The sequence below is a fragment of the Streptomyces sp. NPDC006872 genome (assembly GCF_040635845.1).
In the GTDB taxonomy this organism is placed as follows: domain Bacteria; phylum Actinomycetota; class Actinomycetes; order Streptomycetales; family Streptomycetaceae; genus Streptomyces.
Genome location: NZ_JBEYIL010000004.1, coordinates 440,254 through 462,904, shown reverse-complemented (window position 1 = coordinate 462,904; position 22,651 = coordinate 440,254). Strand labels below are relative to the sequence as shown.

Below are 22,651 nucleotides of genomic sequence, written 5' to 3'. Positions count from 1 at the left end.
TTGTCTCAGACTCCGTTCTTCGACGCGGCGTCGACCTCTGCCGCCAGGTCCGCCAGGACCGGGTGGTCGAACACCGCCTGCAGCCCGACCTTGACGCCGAACCGGTCACGGACCTTGCCGATCATGCGCGCCGCCAGCAGGGAATGCCCGCCGACGTCGAAGAAGTTGTCGCGGACGTCGGGCGCGATGCCGGTCAGCTCGGCCCAGATCTCGGCGATGCCCTCCTCGGTGGAACCGGGCCGGAGGGCGCCCTCGGGCCGCTGGGCCGGCCCGGCGGGAATCTCCAGCAGGGCATCGCGGTCGATCTTGCCGTTCGGCGTCAGCGGCATGGCGTCCAGCCGCTGGACGCGGGACGGGACCATGTACCGGGGCAGCCGCGCGACCAGCGCCTCCTGCACCGCCTCCACTGCGGCCGCACCGCAGTAGAAGGCGGCAAGGGAACCGCCCGAGCCGTCGTCCCACAGCACGACGGCCGACTGGCTCACCCCCGCCACGGTCAGCACGGTGTGCTCGATCTCGGCCGGTTCGACCCGGTTGCCGCGGACGCTCAGCTGGGCATCGCGCCGTTCGACGAACTCCAGGTCGCCGGAGTCGGTCCAGCGGCAGACGTCCCCTGAGGCGTACCACCGGTCTGCCGTGCCGTCGGCGCCGGCCCTCCGCTCGACGAACTTCTCCTCGGTGAGGGCGGGGTCGTTGCGGTAGCCGGTCGCCAGGACCTCCCCGCCGATGAGGAGTTCACCGGTCTCGCCGGGGCCGACGACGTCGAAGCCCTGAGGATCGACCAGCCGGACGCGCGCGCCCGTGATGGGGGTGCCGATGACCGGTGGCCGGTCGGGGCGGCCGGTGCCGCGCAGGTCCTGGCTGGCGGTCGTGACGACGGTGGCCTCGGTCGGTCCGTAGTGGTTGTGGACCGCGGCGGGGAACGAGCCGCTGGGCCGCACCCGCAGCCGGTCGCCTCCGGTGAGCAGGACACGCAGGGAGCCGGGAGGCCGGTCCGAGCCGATCAGCTCCTCGGCGAGCGGTGTGCTCAGGAAGCACTGCTCGATCGCGTTCTCCTGGAGGAAGTCCGAGATGGCGGTGACGTCGGCGCCCAGGGGCTCGGCCGGAAGGACGAGGGTCGCGCCGCCTGCGAGCGTCGCCCAGACTTCCCAGACCGAGGCGTCGAACCCCAGCCCCGCGAAGGCGGCCACCCGCACGCCGGGCCCTGTCCCGTAGGTCTCGCGGTGCCAGTCCAGCAGGTTCACCAGGCTGGCGTGACCGACCTCCACCCCTTTCGGCGTGCCGGTGGAGCCGGAGGTGTAGATGACGTAGGCGAGCGTCGACCTGACCGGCCGCGGCTCCTGTGCGGGGTCGCAGGAGCCGGCCTCCGACACGGGGACCGTCTGCGGCACCCGGTGCCGGAGGTCGGGCTGGGCCAGGGCGGCGAAGGGCCGCGCGTCCTTCAGGACCGACTCGATGCGTCCGTCCGGAAGGGCGGGATCCAGGGGCAGGTAGGCGACTCCGGCACGCCAGGCCGCCAGCTGGGCGACCACCCCCGGTACGCCCCTCTCGAAGAGGACGCCGAGTACACCGCCCGGTTCGAACCGTGCCGTCCGCTGGAGCCGCGCCGCCAGGGCGCCGGCCTCGTCCCACAGACGCCGGTACGTCAGCACGTCCTTGCCGCACTCGATCGCGGTCGCCTCGGGGTTCGCGTCGACGAAGCGCCGCAGCAGGCAGACGACCGTCCGTTCCTCTGAATTGTCCTGCATGGAGAGGTGGAGTCCCTTCGAGTGGTGACTGTTCACGAGCGCTGAGAGCCCGGCAGCTCGCCGGAGACCAGCAACTCCTCGTAGGCGTGGGCGAGACGGTGCGCGGTCTGCGACGCGACGCGGTCCGCCTGGAAGCTGATGTCCACCCGCATTCCGCCTTCGGCCGTCGGCCAGACCTCGCAGACGATCTCGTGCATGGCGGCCGGCGGCGCCATCGGCAGGCGCCGCACCGTGCAGCCGGCGAGCACAAGCTCCTCGGGCACGGCGTTCTGCACGGCGAACATCGTCTGGTACAGCGGATTACGGCCGGTCCGGGGCGGCCCGACCGCACGGACCACCTCGGCGAACGCCACGTCCTGGCGGGCGAAGGCGTCCTCGACCGCGGAGCGAGCCACCTTCGACAGGTCCGCGAGCACCGGCCCGCCGTCCCTGCCCGACAGCCGCAGGCACAGGACGTCCACCAGGCACGACACGGCTGCCATGCAGCCGGGTCCGGAACGACGCATCAGGGGTACGCCGATGCCGAAGTCGTCCTGCCCGGTCACATCGGCGAGTGCAGCCGCGTACCCGGCCACGAGGGGCAGGAACACGGTCGATCCGAGATGACCGGCTTCGGCCCGCAGACGGGCGGCGACCACCGCGTCCACGGTGAATCCCAGACTTGCGAACGGCTGTACCGGTTCCGGCCCGGGTGCGGGCAGCGTGAGTTCCGGCACCTGCGCGAGGTGCTCCGTCCAGTACTTCAGTTGAGCGGCGGCCTCTTCGGGGTCGCGGAACCGTGCGGCCTCGTCGGCCACCTGGCGCAGGGTGGGCGCCGTGTTCTCGAAGTGCGGCTCGGCCCCGCGGCTGCGGGCGTCGTAGGCGTGTGTCAGCTCGGCGACGAGGAGGTCCTGCGACCAGCCGTCGAAGGCGATGTGGTGGACGGTGACGCCCAGCAGCGCCGTGTGGTCGTCCACCGGGGCGTACACGCATCGCCAGACCCGCGCGTCCTCGATGGCCAGGGGGCGGTTCAGTGCCTTCTCCACCCGAGCCCGCGCCTCCTGCGGCCCGTCTCCCGCCCGAAGCGTCTCGACGCGGATGGCGTCCACGGCGTCCGGTGCGACTGCCACCGGCTCGGGATCGAGCCGATAGGCCGACCGCAGGGCCTCGTGACGCCGTTGCACATCGTTGAGAGACTGCTCCAGGGCCGCCGTGTCCAGCGCGCCGGTGACCTCCCACAGCAGGTGGCACAGGGCGGCGGAGTCGCTCGGGTCCAGCTCGTGCAGCAGGCCGAAGTGGGCCTGGACGCCGTCGAGCGGGACCCGGTCCGTGCGGCCGGGTGACGCCGGCAGGGCGGGGCCGGAGCGGGTCTGAAGGAGTTCCGCCAGACCGCTGACCGTGGGGTTGCGCAGGAAGCCGGAGACCGGCACGGAGATGCCTGTGCGGTCGGAGAGCCGCGCGCAGAGCCGGATGGCGTCGAGGGACGTTCCGCCCAGCACCGCCAACGGCACGTCGGGCGCGGCTTCGGTGCCCAGGAGCGTGCGGAACTCCTCCAGGACGACCGCTGTCCACCGGCTTTCCGGCACAGCGGATCCGGCAGGAGCGGTCGTCTCCCCCGGCGTGTCGGCGGGCGCCGGCCGGGTCATCGACAGCAGCCGCTCGGTGTCCGTCTTCCCGGTGGACGACAGCGGGACGGCGTCGACTCGCCTCAGGTCGTCGGGAACGCTGTGGGGAGGCAGCCCGGCCACCAGGTGCGCACGTACGGCCGACGGTGTGACGGCCTCCTCGGCGGCGGCGCCCGGCTCCACGACGTAGAAGAGCACCATCGCGGTGTAGGCGCCGTCCGCGCCGGGCACCGGCACCGCGACCGCCTGCTTGACGTGCGGCAGGGCGAGACAGACGTTCTCGATCTCCAGCGGCTCGATCCGTCGGCCTCGGATCTTCACCTGCCGGTCGGCCCGTCCGACGTAGTGGAGCAGTCCGTCGGGGGTGGTGAACCCCAGGTCTCCGGTCCGGTAGAGGCGGACGGTCCCGCCGTCGACGGGGGTGTCCACGAACCGCGCGGCCGTGTCCTTCGGCATGCCCAGGTATTCGTCTGCGAGGCCGTCCCCGCCGATGCAGATCTCGCCGGTCTCCCCCGGCGGACACACCCGGCCGTCCCGCATCACATGGACCGTGGTGTGCGGCACGGGCCTGCCGATGGGGATGCCGTGCGTGCGTTGCGTGTCCTGCGGCACCGCGTCGTGCGTGGTGGTGAAGACGCAGGACTCGACGGGCCCGTAACCGTTGGTCAGCCGCACCGTCGGGTGGGCGGCGAGGAATCTGCCCACGTGGTGCGGCGACAGCCTCTCCCCGCCGGTCATCACGTGCCGCAGGCCGAGGAAGCAGGAGGGGTCCTCGTCCACGAAGGCGTTGAAGAGGGACGCGGTGAGCCATGCCGTGTCGACGCGCTGGTCGCGTATCAGTGCGGTGAGCCCCGAGGGCAGCAGGTACTCGTCCTCCACCAGGGCCACCGTGCCGCCGCTGACCAGCGGTCCCCACAGCTCCAGGCTCGCGACGTCCCAGGGCAGCGCAGCCGCCGAGAGCATGACGCGGCCCGGACCGAAGTCGCCGAAGCCACCGGGCTGGAAGAGCCGGGTGGTGGCCCGGTGCGGGGTGACCACGCCTTTGGGGACTCCGGTGCTGCCCGAGGTGAAGAAGACGGTGGCCTCGCTGCCGCCGTCGCACGCCGCGGCGGGAATCCGACGCCCGCGTCGCACCGCCTCGTCGACGGGGTGCTCGGCCGAGGACCAGACGGGCACCTGGAGGTCCCTGGGCTCCGCCACGACCGCGAGCGGCGGCTCGAGCCGCCGAAGGATGGCGCGCAGGCGCTCCTCGGGCCACCGCAGGTCCAGGGCCGCGTAGGCCGCCCCGCACTTGAGGACGGCGAGCACGACGGCCACGTACTGGGGCGAGCGTCCCATGAGCACGGGCACCCGGTGTCCCGGGGCGACGCCCAGGGCGCGCAGTCCGGCGGCGTAGTCGTCGCTCGCCGCGTCCAGTTCCGCGTACGTCAGGCGGACGTCGCCCTGTACGACGGCGAGGGCGTCGGGCTGTGTGCGCGCCCGGTGGGCCACCGCTTCGTGGATGAGCTCGCCATGAAGGTACGAGGCGGTTTCGGCGTCACGCGCCATTGCGGGTCCCCCCTCTGACCGTGAGGTGTTCCAGGACGGTGAGGCCGTAGTGCGAGCGGGTCACGGGGGCGGCGGCCTCCTCGATCGTGTCCCACCGGGAGCCGAGCCGCTGCAGGGCGACCTCGGCCTCCAGCCGTGCCAGTGCGGCTCCCAGGCAGTAGTGCACGCCGTATCCGAACGTGAGGTGCCGTTTGATCTCCCGGCCGGGCCGCAGGTGTTCGGGGTCGTCGAAGACGGCCGCGTCGCGGTTGGCCGCCCCCAGCATGAGCAGCACGAGGTCACCGGCCGCGATATGACGCCCCGCCACCTCGACCGGCGCGGCCGCGAAGCGGGCGACCTGCTGGACCGAGGTGTCGAAGCGCAGCAGTTCCTCCACCGCGACGGCCGGCTCGGCCCTCAGGACCTCGTCCCAGGCCCCGGCGTGCAGGGCGGCCCGTACGGCTTTGCCGATGAAGGTCGAGGTCGTCTCGAAGCCTGCGTAGATGAGCAGGCTCGCCGTGGCCCACACGTCCTGGAGCTCGATCTCGCCGCGCCGGTGCGCCTCGCGCAGCAGCCACAGGCCCGACTCCTCGGGCACCTCGCCCCGGAGCGCCTCGTCGACGGCCGCGGTCACCTCGTGCAGCGCCTGGTACCCCCGGGTGATCACCTGGGGGAGATAGTCCGCGACGAGCAACGCCGCGATGTCGGGGGCCCACACGGCGAGGCGGGGCGCGATGTCCTCGGGCAGTCCGAGGATGTGGCAGATGACCCGGCTCGACAGCGGAACGGCGAGATCGTCCATGACGTCGAGCACGTCACGCTCGGGCGCGAGGAGTTCGTCGACGAGCCCCTCCACGAAGGGGCGTGCGGCTGCCAGGCGTTCGGTCGAGAAGAGCGGGGCGACGATCTTCCGAGCGTCGGCGTGCGCCGGGTTGTCGATGAACATGAACCACCTGCGCACCAGTTCGGCGGTGCGGCTCCCGTCGCCGTCCTTCCCTGCGTCCGGGGTGTGCAGCGTGGTCCTGCCCTGCTCCGGCCAGGCCGCCGAGAGGGACGGGTGGCGCAGGAGGTCGCTCACCTCGCGGAATCCGGTGACGAGCCACACGCCGAGGTCCTCGTCCCACCGGACCGGCTCGTCGTCCCGCAGATGGAGGTAGTCCATGCACGGGTCCGCCTGCGCGCGATCGGCCACATGATAGGGACATCGGCCCGTACGAGGGCCGGCGTCCACGGCCGCCTGCCGGGTGTCACTCATGGACGGTGTCCCCGTCCTTCGTACACGGCGGCGGGCTGACCTTCCGCAGCGGGGCCAGGCCCACCTCGCTCACGGTGTCCGGCCCGCCGTCGGCGAGGCTCACCAGCGCGGCCTCGACGGCGGCGAGGAAGCGGCCGGTCGCCTCGGCGCCGAGGTAGTCGTCGCTCGCGGTCAGGGACAGGTGCAGGCCGGAGCCGGTGGCAGCCCTGAGGTTGAAGCGCGGCCCGCCCTGCCAGGCGTCGTCGAACCACTCGACGTCGTCGCGCGCCGGTGACTGCGCCGCCGGGGGCCGGACGATCTCCCCCAGGTAGTTGAAGTAGCAGTCGAACTGCAGAGGGTCGGGGTTGTGGCAGCCGGCCTCCGTGAGCCGGGCCCGGAGTTCGTCGATGCTGTAGGAGCCGTAGAGAAGGCGTTCCAGGCTGTTCATGTAGAGCGTGCGCAGGAACCCGTCCGGGTCGGCGTCGCCGTCGGCGGCGACGGTCATCGGGGCGAGCTGGTTCATGCTGCTGAGGAGCGTCTGCCAGCGCTTGTCCATGCGGTTGCCCGCGAGGAGGCCGAACGTGACCCGGTCACGGCCCTTCAGGCCGAACAGGGCGAGGGCGGCTGCGCCGAGGATCACGGACTGGACGGACACGGCGAGGCGTTCGGAGACCGTGCGCGCGGCGTCCTGGGCGCGCTCCGAGTACAGCGCCGCCCGGAACCTCCGGCTGGTGTCGTCGCCCTGCCGGTCCTCGTCGACGAATCCCTCCCACTCCTCGAGCCAGAACTCCATCGTCTGCCGACGCTGCTGTTCGTCGCCGTGCTGGTCCAGCGCGAGATCGACGGGCTGCGGCGGGTCGGGGGCGAGCGTGCCCCCGGAGACGAGCGTGTTGAACTCGCTCTCCAGCAGGGTGCAGGCGGCGCTGTCGACGGCCAGGTGGTGCACCACGCACACCAGGTGGGTGGCGACACCCTCGTGGACTGCGACGGCGCCGCGCCAGGACTGCTCGACGTCGATGCGTATCTCGTGTTCCGCCCATTCCCCGGCGACCCGCAGGGCCGCCTCCCGGGTGGCGGCGGGCAGTTCGACCGTGCCGAGCTCGCCCTTCCGGAAGGGCCGGACCGTCTGGGTGGGCTGCGCGGCCCGCCGGTCGTAGACGGTCCGCAGCGCCTCGTGCCGATCCACCAGCCGCCACCAGGCCGCGGTGACCTCGTCCACGTCCGTACCGGACGGGACGTCGAAGACTAGGGGGAGATTGCCGTCGCTCTGCTCGTCGGGCCCGGACAGGTCGAGGTCCCTCAGCACCGACAGCTGACCGAACGTCATCGGAGCGGTCTTCACCTGGCTCAACTCGTTGCCTCCATACGCTTGCTGATGTCCTGGGGCCTCGGCCGGTCGCACGGCGCTCAGCCCACGGGCCGCCACCGCACGGGGCGGCGTCGGTGAGCTCCGCTCGGGGGCGGCCGCGGCTTCCCGGCGTTCGGGCCGCGTGCCCTATTCGCTCGCCAGGAGCACGCGGTCGACCTTTCCGGCGGTGGTGCGCGGAAGCGTCTCCCGGACGACGATCCGGCTCGGGCAATGGCTGGCCGGGAGCCGTTCGAGCAACCAGTTCCGGATGGCCTTGTCGGACGCGCCGTCTCCGCGGGCCGCGACATGGGCGGTGATCGACGCGTGCTGCGGCCGGTCGGCGTCGCGCAGGACGGCGACCGCGGCGGTCACTGCCGGATGCTCTTCCAGCACCGCCTCGATCTCGCCCAGTTCGATGCGGTGGCCGCGGAGTTTGATCTGGCCGTCGGCGCGCCCGAGGAACTCCAGGGAGCCGTTCGCCCGGTATCTCGCGCGGTCGCCTGTGCGGTAGAGCCGTTCGCTGCCGTCGGAGGTCTCTCTGACGGGGAACCGCTCGGCGGTCAGGTCGTCCCTGTCCAGGTAGCCGAGCGCGATGCCGGCGCCGTACAGCACGATCTCCCCGTCCGTTCCGGGCTCCGTGACCGTCTCGTCCAGGTGCGTCGTGCCGCTGCCGTCCACGGCTGCCAGGTAGAGGCCGCTGCCTTCCAGAGGGCGTCCCAGGGAGATCACGTCCGGCGATTCGACGCGCGCGGCGGTGGCCCAGATCGTGGCCTCGGTCGGGCCGTACAGGTTCCAGACCTCCGCGCCGTGGGGCAGGAGGCGGCGCGCCAGTTCCGGGGTGAGCGCCTCTCCGCCGCACCAGATCCTGGCGCCCTCGGCGCCCTGCCACTCCGCGGCCAGGAGCATGCGCCAGAAGCTGGGGGTGGCCTGGATGACCTGGGGGGCGTACTTGTTGACGAAGTCCTCGAAGGAGTAGGGGTCGAAGCGCACGTCGTCCGGAACGGCGAGGAAGGAGGCGCCGACCGTCAGCGGCAGCAGTATCTCCGCCATCGAGATGTCGAAGGACAGGGCGGTCGCGGCGACCATCGTCTCGCCCGCCGCCAGCCCGGGGGTGGACGCAAGGCCCGCCAGCCGGTCGAGCAGCCCCTGGTGGGAAACCATGACGCCCTTCGGGAGTCCGGTCGACCCCGAGGTGTACATGACGTAGGCGACATCGGCCATGACCGGCTCGCGGGGGACGAAGGGCCCCCCGGTGGCCGGAACGGGCTCGACGGTGAAGGCGCACTCGGCGGTCTCGCGCAGGACGAGGGACGGCCGCGCGCTCGCGAGGATCCGCTCGCGATGGGCCGGGGGGCTCTCCCGGTTCAGCGGGAGCACCGCGCATGCGCTGCCCGCGGCGGCGAGGATGCCGACCACGCCGCTGGCGGGGCCGGCCGCGTCGAGGGCGACCAGCGACCCTGTCGGGGTGTGCGCGAGGATCTCCTCGCCGAGGGCGGCCGCCTTCGCCGAGAGCTCACGGTAGGTGTGGGTCCGGGTGGCCCGCACGGCCACCGCATCCGGTGTCCGCGCCGCCTGAGCCTCGAAGGCTTCTCGAATCGTCTTCATACGCCGCACCGCGGTCCGGGAGACCGGAGTAAGTGTCCGTGCAGGCTGCGGGGAGCCGCTTTCGGAATGTTGACAGAAGCGTTGATGAAATCCATAGGAATATCGAACGGGTTATCACGCCCGGCCGTCGGGCACAGCACGGCGAGCGAGTTCGCTGAAAGGTCTATGAAAGATTCACCGAGCGACTCCGAAGAAGGGCCGAGGCTTCTGGCCATTTCTTCGCGTGCGCCGTCGGCTAAACCTACACAGGCGTAGGGCATTCCACTCCACTTCCCCCAGCACCGAAGCGATACGTGCATCCCGCACGGACTTGTTCATGGACATGTAGTCTCACGGCGCCATCGACAGCGCGGAGCGGGCTCGTCAGCGGCGGGACGCACGTCCCACGACCGCATCCTTGGTCGGCAGATCCCTGGCCTGCAGATCCTTGGCCGACAACCCGAGTTCAGCCGGGCAGCCCGACGATCGGCGTCGGCCGCCGTGCCTCCTCCGCGCCTTCCTCACGCCGAGGAAAGGCCCATTGGTTCCGCGGTATTCCGGGCTGAACACGCCCGAGCAGCACGCCGTGCGCACACGGCAGCCCACACGCCGATCCAACGGCAGATGGAGCGCCCCCGTACCCCTTTCGTTGTCCCCCGTCGCGCCGACCAGCGGCGCCTAACACGGCAGCGCCCGTCCTCTTCAACAGCCAATGGCGAGAGGTTCGCTGCCTGCCTCGCGTTCATCCGAGCGATGCACCGGTAATGACGCACCACAGATTCACGAGGCGTCCCGAAGGACGTTCCCCACTCTATGGCGTGTGACCGAATGAGGGAAGGGGTGATCATATCTCTTGACCAGTACCTGGGTTGATCCCCTGTCAAGCGCGCAGTTTGCCGACGAAGCGTACGGCCGCCCTACTTTTCGGGAAGGATTCGACTTGTCGGGGCATCGAATTAGGCATCGGACAGTTCTCCGCGATACGGGCATCGCCGACGCCGTACCCGTCCGGCACGCCCCTCGCCCCTCGACACCGCGGTGCTCCACACGCGTTGACAGAACCGTCGTGCGCTAAGAGCATGGGCTGCACGCTGCCCGCCGTGTGCGCGTTCGGAAGAGTCACCGGACATCACCGCACCCGGCAAGGCCCTCCGCAGTCTCTCGACGTTCCTGCGGGCCTTCGGCACAGCGGAACTCGGAACCCGACATCACCACGGGACCACTGTGCCCTGCTGCGGCTACCACGGCCGCCACAGCGCGGGGCCGAGGCCTGGCCGACCGCTGACGGGAGCTGACGGGCGCTCGTGAACGCCGCCCGGACCGCTTCCCGGCCGCCGGCGCACACCGGCCACCGCGTTGGTCGTCCACCACCCATGAGGCCATACCCGTGGTCCGTCCCTGGCCACCGTGCTGTCTGCGCAGCTCAGGATGAGGAGAAGAACATGCAGTTGTCGCTGAGCGGCACGAGAATGGCCGGCGTCTCCGGGCTGCGCGGCATCATGGAGGACGTCGCCGCCAGTACGGCGGGTGCGTCGGCGGACGAGTGGCTCAACCTCGGCGTGGGCAACCCGGCTCCCATCCCCGAGGCACACGACATGTGGCGGGCCGCCCTGGCGGAGTCACTCGCCGACGACTTCGGGCAGACCAGCTGCCGCTATGGTCCGTCACGCGGCAGTCAGGTGCTGATCGAGGCCGTGGTCGACTACTTCCGCCGGACGTACGGCTGGCGGCTCGGCCCGGAGAACGTGGTCGTCGGGCCGGGCAGTCAGATGGTGTGCTTCGCCGCGGCCGCCCTCTTCGCGGGCCCCGGAGCACGAGGCGACCGGAAGATCGTCCTTCCCATGGTGCCGGACTACACCGGCTACCAGGGGCTGTGCATGCACGAGCGGGGCATTGCGGGGGTACCGCCCCGGATCGAGCAGCAGGGCGACCACCGCTTCCGGTACGCCCTGGACATCGAAGGTCTGAGACGGCAGTCGGACATCGGCGTGCTGCTGGTCTCCAGTCCGGGCAATCCCACCGGTCGCGCCCTGGACCGGGCGGACCTGGACGCGCTCATCGCCGTGGCGACGGAACGTGAGGTTCCGCTGTTCCTTGATCACGCCTACGGCTCCCCGTTCCCCAGGATCGCCGAGGTGCACACCGAGCCGGTGCTGCACGACAACGTGGTCAACTGCTTCTCCGTCTCCAAGGCCGGACTGCCCGGAGAGCGGCTCGGGTTCGCGATCGGCGCCCCCGAGTACATCGACGCTCTGGCGGCGTTCATGTCCAACTCCGTCCTGCACGCCCCGCAACTGCCCCAGGCCGCCCTCGCCCGCACGCTGCGGGACGGACGGCTGGATCACGTCACGCACCACGCGATCGCTCCCTACTACCGGGAGAAGAAGCAGTTCGTCGCGGACCTGCTGTCGGAAGTGATGCCGCCGGACATGGACTGGCGGATGCACTCCGGCGCCGGCGGAATGTTCTGCTGGCTGTGGGTGAACCACGGGTGGTTCGACGACATCGCTCTCTACAACAGGCTGAAGGACAGGCGCGTGTTCATCGTGCCAGGACGGCACTTCTTCGTGGAGCCACTCTCCTCCGCCGCTCCGGGCGAGCACGCGACCCGGTGCTTCCGCATCAGCCTCAGCACCGAGGAGAAGGTGCTCACCGAGGGCGTTCGCCGCGTGGCCGAGGTCCTGCGGGAGATGCGTGACGCGGCATCTGCGATCGGTGCGCCGCCGCCCCGGTCCGGTGAGTGAGTGGGCGGTGTGCGGAGCGCTGGTTCTGCTGCTGTTCGCCGCCGGCCGCCCTGGTGCCGCCCGGCCGCCGTCGCCCACGAGTGAAGATGAAGGGGACACGCATGGAACGCGTACAGGGGCACGCTCTCTGCCGGGGGCCTGAGCCGGAGCGCACCGAAGGTGACCCGCACAGCGCCGTGGACGCCCTGCTGCGTGCCGCGGACTCGGCCTCCGGCGCGGCCGTCGTCACCGTCGCCCCGGACGGTTCCACGACCACCCGGCCCTATCGCGAACTGCTGTTACAGGCCCGCCGACTGCTCACCGGGCTACGGGAGCGCGGCTTGCGCGCCGGTGACGCGGTAGTGCTGTGCGGGCTGCCGTTGGCCGAGTTCTTCCCCGCCTTCTGGGCCTGTGTGCTCGGCGGCGCCCGGCCTGCGGCCATCGCGGAGCGGGCCGTGCCGGGCTCTCCGGCGCTGGAACGACTACTGCATGCCTGTGCGGTGCTGGACCGGCCGTTGGTGCTCAGTGACGCGACCGGAGCCGAAGCCCTGGCCACCGCAGCTCCCGCACTACGGGTCGTGGTCGCGCAGGACTGTCCGGGCGCGCCGCCCGCGGACGACCTCATCCGGCCGACCGGGTCCGACGTCGCCTTGCTGATGCTGTCCTCCGGCAGCACCGGTGTACCCAAGGCGGCGCAGCTCACCCACGCCGGTCTGGCGGACTTCGCCGCAAGCACCAGGCGGATCCTGGACGTACGCCCGGAAGACACCACGGTGAACTGGCTCCCGGTCGATCACAGCGGCGCGTTCCTGCTGTACCACCTGCTGGCGGTCTTCGTGGGATGCACCAACGTTCACGCACCGACCGAACGGGTCCTGGCCGAGCCGCTGCGCTGGCTGGACCTCCTCGACGAGCACGGGGCCCAGCACAGCTGGGCGCCGACCTTCGCCTACGGGCTCGTCGCGGACGCGCTCGCCGAGCGGCCGGAGAAGCCCCGAGACCTCGCCGGCCTCAAGTCGCTGCTCTGCGGCGGCGAGCAGATCGTGCTGCCGGTGTTGCGCCGCTTCCTCGACGCCACCGCCGCGTCCGGTGTCCGGGAGGATCACGTCGTGCCGGCGTGGGGGATGGCGGAGACGGTCACGGCTGTCACCTACGGGCGGCTGGGGCGGCCGGGCACCGTGCACCGCCTGCTCAAGAGCAGCCTGAGCGGCGACCTGGTGCGGGCCGACGCACAGACCCCGGAGGACGACTGCGTCTCCTTCGTCGCAGCCGGATCGCCCGCACACGGCGTCACCCTGCGCATCGTGGACGACGGCGGAGAGCCGACGCCCGCGGGGAGGATCGGCAGACTCCAGGTGCACACGCCCGCCCGTCTCACCCCCGGCTACGTGAACGACCCGGAGGCGGACGCCGAGGCCTTCCCCGCCGGACGGGACTGGCTGGACACCGGTGACCTGGCCTTTCTCGACGGTGGGCAGGTCGTGATCACCGGACGGCGCAAGGACCTGATCATCCTCAACGGGCACAACGTCTACTGCCACGAGGTCGAGGCATCGGCCACCGCCGTCGTCGGCGTCCGACAGGGGGACGTGGCCGCCTGCGGCATTCCGCACCCGGACAGCGGCACGGAGGAGCCGGCGGTGTTCTTCGTGAGCCGCGGCGCCGACGAGGACGCACGTATCGCCCGGGAGGTGAAGGCGACGCTGTTCGCCCGGCTCCGCCTGACCGTCTCCCAGGTCCTGCCCGTACCGCCCGGCGAGTTCCCGAGGACCCCCGCCGGAAAGGTGCGCCGTGCCGAGCTTCGGAACCGTCTGATCGCCGGTGGTCTGCGGACCGTCTCCGCCCCGCAGGACGCCATGTCCTCCGCACGCCTGACACAGGTGGTGGCGGAGGAGATCGCCGCCGTGCTGGGGCAGGCGGTGGAGGTGCATGTGCCGTTCTACGAACTCGGGCTGACCTCTGTGCTCCTCACCCGCCTGCGGTCCCGCCTGGAACAGCGGATCTCGACGACGATCGCCCAGACCGCGTTCTTCGAACACCCCACGGCCGCCGCGCTCGCCTCTCATCTGGCTGCCGCCCGCGGGCAACGGGCAGAGCCCGCGACCACGGGCGCCGCCGCCGGGCACACCGCCGATCAGCGCATCGCGGTCGTCGGCCTGTCGCTGCGTTTCCCGGGCGCGGACTCGGTGGAGCAGTTCTGGGCCAATCTGCGCGACGGAGTGGACAGCGTCCGGATCTTCGACGACGCCGAACTCGCGGCTGCGGGCCTGTCCCCGGAGCAGCGGCGCGCGCCCGACCTGGTGCCGGTCGCCGGCGTCCTCGACGGCGTCGACGCGTTCGACGCGGACTTCTTCGGGATGAGCCCCAAGGAGGCCCGTCTCACGCATCCCGCGCACCGGCTGTTCCTCGAGTGCTGCCACGAGGCGCTCGAGGACGGCGGCTACGCGGCGACCGAACCGGGCACCAGGGTCGGGGTGTACGCAGGTGCGGGCATGCACCTCTACGACCATCAACAGGCGCCGGCGACCGGCGTGCCCGTCGGGACGGCGGACCCCGCCACCGCCCTGCAGAGCGCCGTCGGGCAGCAGCCCGACTTCCTCGCCTCCCGGGTCGCCTACCGGCTCGGGCTCACCGGCCCCGCCATCGGAGTGCAGACGGCCTGCTCCACCTCGCTGGTCGCCGTGCACCTCGCGGTCCAGGCGCTGCTGAGCGGTGAGGCCGACCTGGCGCTGGCGGGCGCCGCGGCCGTGCATCTTCCCCAGGAGACCGGCTACCGCAGCCATCCCGGGTCCATCCTGTCGCCCACCGGGCGCTGCCGGGCCTTCGACGCGGAGGCCGACGGCACCGTCGGCGGCAACGGCGTGGCCGCCGTGCTGCTCAAGCGGCTCGACCGCGCGCTGGCCGACGGCGACACCGTCCATGCGGTGATCCTGGGCTCCGCGGTCAACAACGACGGAGCGAGCAAGGTCGGTTTCAGCGCACCCGGCGTCGCCGGTCAGGTCGAGGTGGTGCGTCAGGCGCTGCGCAGGGCGAACGTCCCCGCGGACACGATCTCGTACGTGGAGGCGCACGGGACGGGCACCCGCCTCGGTGATCCGGTGGAACTGGAGGCGCTGGGCAGGGCTCTCGGCGAGGGCACGCGGCGCACGGCGTTGTGCACCGTCGGCTCGGTGAAGCCGAACATCGGACACCTCGACAGCTGCGCCGGAATGGCCGGTCTGATCAAGACGGTTCTCATGCTGCGACACCGCACGTTGGTGCCGACGCTGCATCTGACCCGTCCCAACCCCGACCTCCGCCTGGCGGACGGCCCGTTGACGCTGGGTACCGAGCTGCGACCGTGGCCGGCTGAGGACGGTGTGCCGCGCCGGGCCGGGGTCAGCGCGCTCGGCGTCGGCGGGACCAACGCCCACGTTCTGCTGGAGGAGCCTCCGCCACAGCCCGCTTCCCCGGCGGGCGTCCCCGAGCTGCCCGTACTCGTCCCGGTGTCGGCCCGGGACGCACAGTCCCTGGGCGACCTCACCGGCCGACTTCGCGACCGGCTGCGGCAGCAGCGGCCGGCGGCTGCGGACGTGGCAGCCACCATGGCACTCGGCAGGCCCCACCGGACGGCACGGACCACGGCTGTCGGCGGGACGGCCGAGGAACTCGCCGATGCGCTGGACGAGCAACAGCCCGCCCCGCACGGTCCTCTCGGTCCGCTCGCCTTCGTCTTCCCCGGACAGGGCAGCGAACGCCGTGGCATGGCGAGCGGCCTCTACACCGCCTATGCAGCCGCCCGACGGACACTCGACCGATGCGAGGAGATCTACGCCGACGAGTTCGGCGGCACCCTGCTCCCCCTTCTGCTGGACGAGTCCGCCGCCGAGGACGAGGTCTGGCCCACCGAGACGGCCCAAGCCGCCCTGTTCGCACACCAGTCGGCGCTCGCCGAGGTGTGGCGTACCACCGGGGTCCGCCCCGCGCTGCTGTTCGGCCACAGCGTCGGCGAGTACGCGGCTCTGTTCGCGGGCGGCGCCCTCACCCTCGACGACGGGCTGCGGCTCACGGCATGGCGGGGGCGGCTGATGCACCGGGCCTGTCCACCGGGCGGCATGCTCGCGGTCCGCGCCGAACAGCCCCATGCGCAGCGGATCGCGCGGGCCGCCGGCGCCGAACTGGCCGCGGTCAACGGCCCGTGCGCCCAGGTGATCTCCGGTTCGCCGCAGGCCGTCGAGGAGGCGGTGCGCCTGCTCGACCTGGAGGGCCTGCGGTGGCGGGCGCTGTCCGTCTCCAGGGCGTTCCACTCCGCCTCGGTCGAACCGGCGCTGCGCGACTTCCGCTCCCACGCCGAGCGAATCGCCTACGGCCCGCTGCACACACCCCTGGTGACCACGGCCGACGGTAGGCCGCGTCCCGTGGGCTGGATCCTCGACGCCGACTACCTCTGCCGCCAGGCGCGGCAGCCGGTCCGATTCGATCTGGCCATGGCCGCCGCGGCGGCGGAAGGCGTCGGTGACTTCCTGGAGATGGGTGCCCGGTCCACCCTCACCGGTCTCGGACGGCACTGCGCGCCGGAGAGCCGCTGGCTGAGCGGGCAGGGTACGAGCGCGCACGGAGCCGACCAGGTGCGGGGGCTCCTGACTTCGCTGGGCTCGCTGTACCGCAGGGGGGCGCAGCTGGATTGGCGCGTGGTCAACGGCGTCGGTGGCAGGGTGCCGCTGCCAGGGCATCCGCTGCGCAGACAGCGGGTGGAGCCCCGGGCCGTGCCGACGGCGCAGGCCCCGGAGGATCGGGCGCGACCTTCGGCTGTTCCGGAGAAGCCCGCCGCACCCGACGAACTGCTCGCCGAGGTGAGGCGGCTGACCGCTCGGAAGCTCGGCAGCGAGGTGGCGGACGTCGCGCCCGACAGCTCGTTCTTCGAGCTCGGCGCGGACTCGCTCGCCCTGATGGGCATGACGACGGAGCTCGAGCACCGGTACGGCGTACGCATCCCCGTCCGGGAACTGTTCTCCTCGGCCGACACCCCACGCGGGCTGGCCGAACGTCTGGCGCAGCTACGGCAGGACGAGGCCGGCCCCACAGCGCCGCATCCGAAGCCGGGGCCGGAGCCGGAGCCGGGGCCGGAGCCGGACGAGCAGCAGCAGCGACCAGCACCGGCACCGGCACCAGCGCTCGAGTCACCCCCGGGACTCAACGAGCTGTTCGGGCAGCAACTGAAGCTCGCGGAGCATCTCGTCGACCAGGTGACCGGGGTGATATCCCGCCAGCTCGACCTGCTCACCGCCACGTCCGCGACCCCTGCGCCTGCCATCGCCCCGATCACTGCGCCTGCCACCGCCCCGACGCCGACGCCGATCCCTGTGCGGCGCTCCGTACCAGCGGGTCCCGAGCCCGAGTCGGCGCCCGCCGGCGGATGCGACTTCAGCCTGTACTTCTTCGGCGACTACCCCGACGACACCGACGCCGACGACGACACCGACCGCGACAAATACTCGCTGATCATGAAGGCTTCCAAGTTCGCGGACGAGCACGGTTTCCACGCCCTCTGGCTCCCGGAACGCCACTTCAATTCGTTCGGCGCGCTCTTTCCCAACCCCTCCGTGCTCGCCGGCGCGCTCGCGGCCAGTACCCACCGCATCCGGCTGCACGCGGGTTCGGTCGTCCTGCCGCTGCACCATCCGGTCAGGGTCGCCGAGGAGTGGTCCGTCGTCGACAACATCTCCGGCGGCAGGGCGGGACTCTGTTTCGCGAGTGGCTGGCACGCCACCGACTTCCTGCTCGCCCCGCAGCACTTCGGCCGGCACCGCGACGTGATGTACGAGCAGCTGGCGACCGTACGGCAGCTCTGGTCGGGGCAGCCTCTGACGACGACCGCGGGCGACGGTCAGCCCGTGGAGATACGGCTGCACCCGCGCCCCGTCCAGCGGCAACCGCCCATGTACGTCGCCGTGGTGGGCAACCCCGACAGCTACCGCCGCGCAGCCGCCGAGGGCCTCGGTGTGGTCACCAACCTGATGACGCAGACCGTCGAACAACTGGCGGAGAACGTCGCGTTGTACCGGCGCACCCGCGCCGAACACGGACTCGATCCCGCCGCGGGCCGGGTGGTGGTGCTGGTGCACACGTACCTCGGTGACGACGCGGACCGCGCGCGGGCCGAGGCGTACCGGCCGTTCGTGACGTACCTGCGTTCGTCGCTGTCCCTCTTCGACCAGGTCACCAACAGCCTCGGCTTCACCGTCGACCTCGACAACACCCCCGAGGACGACATCGAGTTCCTGCTCGAACGCGCCTATGACCGCTACTGCGCCTCACGCGCTCTGATCGGCGACGAGGACACCGCCGCCAGGACCGTACGCCGTCTGGTGGATGCCGGAGCGGACGAGATCGCCTGCTTCGTGGACTTCGGCGTGCCGGAGAAGCAGGTCCTCTCGGCGCTGCCGGTGCTCGACCGGCTCCGCCGCCGCGAGCGGCCCGGCGCGCAGGGGCAGGCGACGCCCGTGCCGAAGCGGATGCCGCTGTCGCCCGCGCAGCGCCGTATCTGGTTCCTGGAGCAGCTGCATCCGGGGACCGGCATGTACCACGAGCCCAAGGCGATCCGTCTGGACGGCCCGCTGAGCGTTCCGGCGCTGCGGTGGGCGCTGCAGCGGGTGGTCGACCGGCATCCGGCGCTGCGCACCGTGTTCCGCGACACCGACGGAATTCCGTACCAGGAGACACTCGACCGGATACAGCTCGAGTGCCCGGTCGACGACCACACCGGGGCGACGGAGGAAGAGGCGCTGCGCGCCGCGCTCGGGACCGAGGGGCGCCGAATCCTCGACCTGCGCAGCGGGCCGCTGCTGACGGCCCGGCTGCTGCGCCTGTCCGAGGACCGGCATCTGCTTTTCCTGCTGGCCCACCACATCGTCTTCGACTCCTCCTCCACAGCGGTGCTTGTCCACGACCTCGCCGCCTTCTACCGCTCTGTCCAGCACGACGCTCCTGAGCCGCCGCCCCTGCCCGAAGCGCAGCCGGTCCGCCTGCCCGATCCCGCCGCGTCCCTCGACTTCTGGCGGCGTCAGCTCGCCGGCGTCCCGGACCTCACCCTGCCCACCGACCGGCCCCGTCCCCCGGTCAGATCCGGCGCGGGAGCCGGCCTCACCCATGACCTGGACGCCGAACTCGTCGACGGGATACGGGCATTCGCCGCAGCGCACCGGGCGACTCCGTTCATGGCGCTGACCAGCGCCGTGGCAGCAGCGCTCAGCCGGTTCAGCGGTCAGCACGACGTGGTCCTCGGCACCGCGGTCGCCGCCCGCCCCGTCGGCGGCGAACACCACGTCGGTCTCTTCCTCGACACCGTGCCCCTGCGCCTGGATCTCACCGGCGACCCGGACTTCCCGACGCTGCTGCACCGGGTACGGGCCACCAGCGCAGCGGCGTACGAACACCGTGACGTCCCCTTCGACGAACTGGTCGAGGAGCTCAACCCGCAACGGGACCCGGGGCGCAACCCGCTCTTCCAAGTCATGGTGGAGTACGAGAACGAGGGCGAGGTGACCTTCGACCCGCCCCGGCTCGCGGCCACACTGCTCGACGTGCCGAGCGCACGCGCTCCGTTCGACCTCAGCATCTATCTGACCCACCACCGCGACGGCGTGCGGTTCATGGTCGAGTACGACACGGTCCTCTTCGACGAGACCGTCGTGCGCCGCTTCGTGCACTACGTGGAGCAGGTGCTGCACCGCGCGCTCGACTCCCCCGGCGCGGCGCTGAGCGAACTGACCGCCCTGTCCGGCGCCGACCGTACGACCTCGGCAAGGCTGGGACGCCTGGACGAGCCGTTTCCCACCGTCGAGGACACCCTGCACGGGCTGTTCGAGCAGCAGGTGCGGCGGACACCGGACGCCGTCGCCCTGGTGAGCGGTGAGGAGACCGTCGGCTATCAGGAGCTGGACACCCGCGCGAACATGCTCGCCCGGCAGTTGCGCACCCGGGGCGCCGCGCGCGGGGAGCGTGTGGCGCTCCTGCTGCCACGCGGTCCGGAACTGATCACCGCCCTGCTGGGGGTGCTCAAGAGCGGGGCCGCGTATCTGCCTCTCGACCCCGCCATGCCCACCCCGCGGCTTGCCATGCTCCTCGACGACGGCGCCCCCGTTGTGCTGGTGACCTCCGACGCCGTCCTCGCGCGCTGTCCGCAGCTTGCGGCAGGGCTGCCGGTGCAGCTCGTGGACGAGGTCGGCGAAGTCGACGAGGTCCTCGCGGCAGCTCCCCCGGTCGACGGAGCGCGGTCCGAGGACCCCGCGTACTGCATCTACACCTCGGGCTCGACCGGCCGTCCCAAGGGAGTCGTCGTGCCGCACCGCGGCCCGGCCAATCTCGTGCGGGGGCAGCTGGACCGGCATCCCGCGCTGCGCACCCTGCAATGGACTTCGCCCGCGTTCGATGTCAGCGTGCAGGAGATCTTCACCACGCTGGGATCCGGGGCGGCGCTCGTGCTGATCGACGACGAGGTGCGACACGACCCCACGGCTGTCGCGGAGGCGGTGCGCCGCCACGGGGTGCAGCGGATGTTCATGCCCTGCACCCCGTTGCGGTACCTGGTCGAGACCGATCCTCGACTGCCTTCCCTGCAAGAGCTGTTCTCGGCCGGGGAGGCACTGCAGCTCACCCCCGCGTTCCGTCGCTTCCTCGCCGCGCACCCACGGTGCGCGCTGTACAACCAGTACGGGCCCACGGAGACCTCCGTCATCGTCACGTCGCACCGTGTCGACCCCGGCGGTGCGGAGTGGCCGCCGATCGGCACGCCGGTGTCGGGAGCACGGATCCTGCTGCTGGACGGCGCCGGGCAGGAGGTGCCCACGGGAGCCGTCGGCGAGATCCATGTGGGCGGCGCGCCGGTCGCGCACGGCTACCACGCCCGGCCGGCGGAGACGGCCGGAGCCTTCCTCGACGACGGCTCGGGGCGCGTGCTCTACCGGACGGGGGACCTCGGACGCTGGCGCACGGACGGATCGCTCCAGTACTGCGGCCGCACGGACGAGCAGGTCAAGATCCGGGGCCACCGGGTGGAACCCACCGAGGTCCAAGGGGCGCTGAGCGCCCTGCCCGGCGTCCGCGACGCGGCCGTGGTGTCCCGCCGCGACCGGCACGGCGACGCGGAACTCGTCGCCTACGTGGTCCCCGCGACACCGCAGGACGACCTCCGCGGGCTGCGCGCCGCGCTCACCGCGGAACTCCCCGACCACCTGGTGCCGCGCCGGTGGGTACGCCTGGAACGGCTCCCGGTCAACGCCTCGGGCAAGCTGGACCGGGACCGGCTCCCCGCGCCCGAGCCCGCCGACGAGGCCCCGGAGACGGAGTCGCAACCCGCCACCCCGCTCGAAAAAGCTCTGCACGAACTGTGGTGCGACGAACTCGGCGCGCGCCAGGTGCCCGTGAACCGGTCCTTCTTCGAACTCGGCGGCCACTCCCTGAGCGCGATCAGGCTGCTGAACCGTATGGACGACCGTCTGGACATCGAACTCTCCATGGCCGAGTTCTTTCTCGACTCCACGATCCGTGGCGTCGCGGGGCGCGACGAACGTCCCGTACCCGCCGAGCCGACGGTGGACACCGTGCCGATGACCGCCACGCTGCGCAGGCTGTGGCACCGGCACCACGAGCACGCCAACCCCGGGGTCTACAACGTCGGGCACCGCATCGACCTGTACGGCGACCTCGATCTCCCACACCTGGCGGGTGCCCTCGAGGATCTGGTGGGGCGCCATCACGCACTGCGCAGCAGGGCCGTACGACGCGATGGGCGGTACCTCGTGGAGGTGCTGGCCGACGTGCCCGTGGACCTGCCGGTCGACATTCTCACCGCGCACGCCGACGACCCCGGGTTCGTCGAGCGGTGGTGCCGGGAACACGCCTCCCGTGCACTGGCGATGGACCGCGCACCGCTGTTCCGCTTCCGGTTGGCGCAGCTCGGCCCGGATCACTGGGTGCTGGTGACCGTGTTCCACCACGCGGTCTGCGACGGCTGGTCCATGGGCGTCATCTGGCGTGAGCTGCAGGAACTGTACAACGCCCGGCATCAGGGCGTCGGCGGCCGACCGGCCCCGCCCGCCGTGCAGTTCACCGACTGCGCACGTGCGGAACACGGGCTGGGCAACGAGCGCAGAGCGGAGCTCGAGCGGTTCTGGCGCACCGAACTCGACGGCGTCCCCCTGCGTCCGGCGTTGCCGTACGACCGACCGCGGCCCAGGACGCTCTCCGGCCGGGGCGCCCTGCACACCTGGGTCATCGACGGAGACACACCCGGGCGGGTCCGGGACACCGCAACCCGCCTGGGCACGACGCCGTACACCGTGCTGGCCGCGGCGTTCGCCACCTGGACGGCCGGCTTGTGCGGCGGTCCCGCCGATGTGGTGCTGGCCGCGTCCAGCGCCAACCGCACCCGCCGCGAGCGGTCCGACGTGGTCGGACTGTTGGGGGACGCGGTCCTGCTGCGCGCCCGGCTCGGCGAGGCGGCGACGTTCGCCGACCTCGTGGCGCAGCTGGGATCGACGCTCTTCACCGTGCTCGACCACCAGGAACTGCCGCTGACCGACGTGGTCGAGCTGGTCTCGCCCGGGACCGGGGACTCGTTGTTCCCCACCGTGCTGTTCACGGTGGTCACCACACCGCCGCCCGCTCTGGACCTGCGGTCGGTGTCGGCCTCGGTGCGCGGTCTCTCCACGCCGGGGGTGGCACGCAACGAGCTGTACGCCGTCCTGGCACCGGGGGACGACGCCATCACCGTCACCTTCGAGTACTCCACGGACCTGTTCGCCCAACTCACCGTCGAGGCATGGGGCAAGGCCTTCACCACGCTCCTACGTGACGCCACCGAGGAGCCCGAGCGCCTCCTGCGGAGCCTGCTCGGTCCCTGA

7 protein-coding genes are annotated in these 22,651 nt (G+C 71.7%); 2 read left to right on the top strand and 5 right to left on the bottom strand.

All coding sequences use genetic code 11. The annotated features are described in order from the left end of the window. Window positions 1-5 precede the first annotated feature (5 nt). The 5 genes from ABZ725_RS15150 to ABZ725_RS15130 all read right to left on the bottom strand — a co-directional run bounded on the left by ABZ725_RS15150 (window position 6) and on the right by ABZ725_RS15130 (window position 9,066). Window positions 6-1,748, bottom strand: a complete 1,743-nt coding sequence (locus ABZ725_RS15150) for a non-ribosomal peptide synthetase (RefSeq protein WP_358803131.1) — start codon at window positions 1,746-1,748, stop codon at window positions 6-8. Window positions 1,749-1,780: 32 nt separating this feature from the next. Beyond that, entirely contained in the window at window positions 1,781-4,900 is a 3,120-nt protein-coding gene (locus ABZ725_RS15145; RefSeq protein WP_358803130.1) for an amino acid adenylation domain-containing protein, read from the bottom strand. Then, window positions 4,890-6,041, bottom strand: a complete 1,152-nt coding sequence (locus tag ABZ725_RS15140) for a cytochrome P450 (protein WP_358803129.1) — start codon at window positions 6,039-6,041, stop codon at window positions 4,890-4,892. Before ABZ725_RS15140 ends, ABZ725_RS15145 begins: the two co-directional genes overlap by 11 nt. An 85-nt stretch (window positions 6,042-6,126) precedes the next feature. Beyond that, a complete protein-coding gene (locus ABZ725_RS15135) occupies window positions 6,127-7,455 on the bottom strand; it encodes a condensation domain-containing protein (protein ID WP_358803256.1) in 1,329 nt (442 codons plus the stop codon). A gap of 153 nt (window positions 7,456-7,608) precedes the next feature. Further along, window positions 7,609-9,066 (bottom strand): amino acid adenylation domain-containing protein, encoded by a 1,458-nt coding sequence (locus ABZ725_RS15130; RefSeq protein ID WP_358803128.1) that lies wholly within the window; start codon window positions 9,064-9,066, stop codon window positions 7,609-7,611. A gap of 1,421 nt (window positions 9,067-10,487) precedes the next feature. Here ABZ725_RS15130 and ABZ725_RS15125 point away from each other — a divergent pair. After that, window positions 10,488-11,789, top strand: coding sequence for a valine--pyruvate transaminase (locus tag ABZ725_RS15125; RefSeq protein WP_358803127.1), 1,302 nt, complete (start codon window positions 10,488-10,490; stop codon window positions 11,787-11,789). 101 nt (window positions 11,790-11,890) lie between these two features. Continuing rightward, window positions 11,891-22,651, top strand: coding sequence for an amino acid adenylation domain-containing protein (locus tag ABZ725_RS15120; RefSeq protein ID WP_358803126.1), 10,761 nt, complete (start codon window positions 11,891-11,893; stop codon window positions 22,649-22,651).

Bases quoted from the DNA above. Each gene is read 5' to 3' on its own strand.
- ABZ725_RS15150 (WP_358803131.1), bottom strand. From the start codon at position 1,748: ATGCAGGACAATTCAGAGGAACGGACGGTCGTCTGCCTGCTGCGGCGC.
- ABZ725_RS15145 (WP_358803130.1), bottom strand. From the start codon at position 4,900: ATGGCGCGTGACGCCGAAACCGCCTCGTACCTTCATGGCGAGCTCATC.
- ABZ725_RS15140 (WP_358803129.1), bottom strand. From the start codon at position 6,041: ATGGACTACCTCCATCTGCGGGACGACGAGCCGGTCCGGTGGGACGAG.
- ABZ725_RS15130 (WP_358803128.1), bottom strand. From the start codon at position 9,066: ATGAAGACGATTCGAGAAGCCTTCGAGGCTCAGGCGGCGCGGACACCG.
- ABZ725_RS15125 (WP_358803127.1), top strand. From the start codon at position 10,488: ATGCAGTTGTCGCTGAGCGGCACGAGAATGGCCGGCGTCTCCGGGCTG.
- ABZ725_RS15120 (WP_358803126.1), top strand. From the start codon at position 11,891: ATGGAACGCGTACAGGGGCACGCTCTCTGCCGGGGGCCTGAGCCGGAG.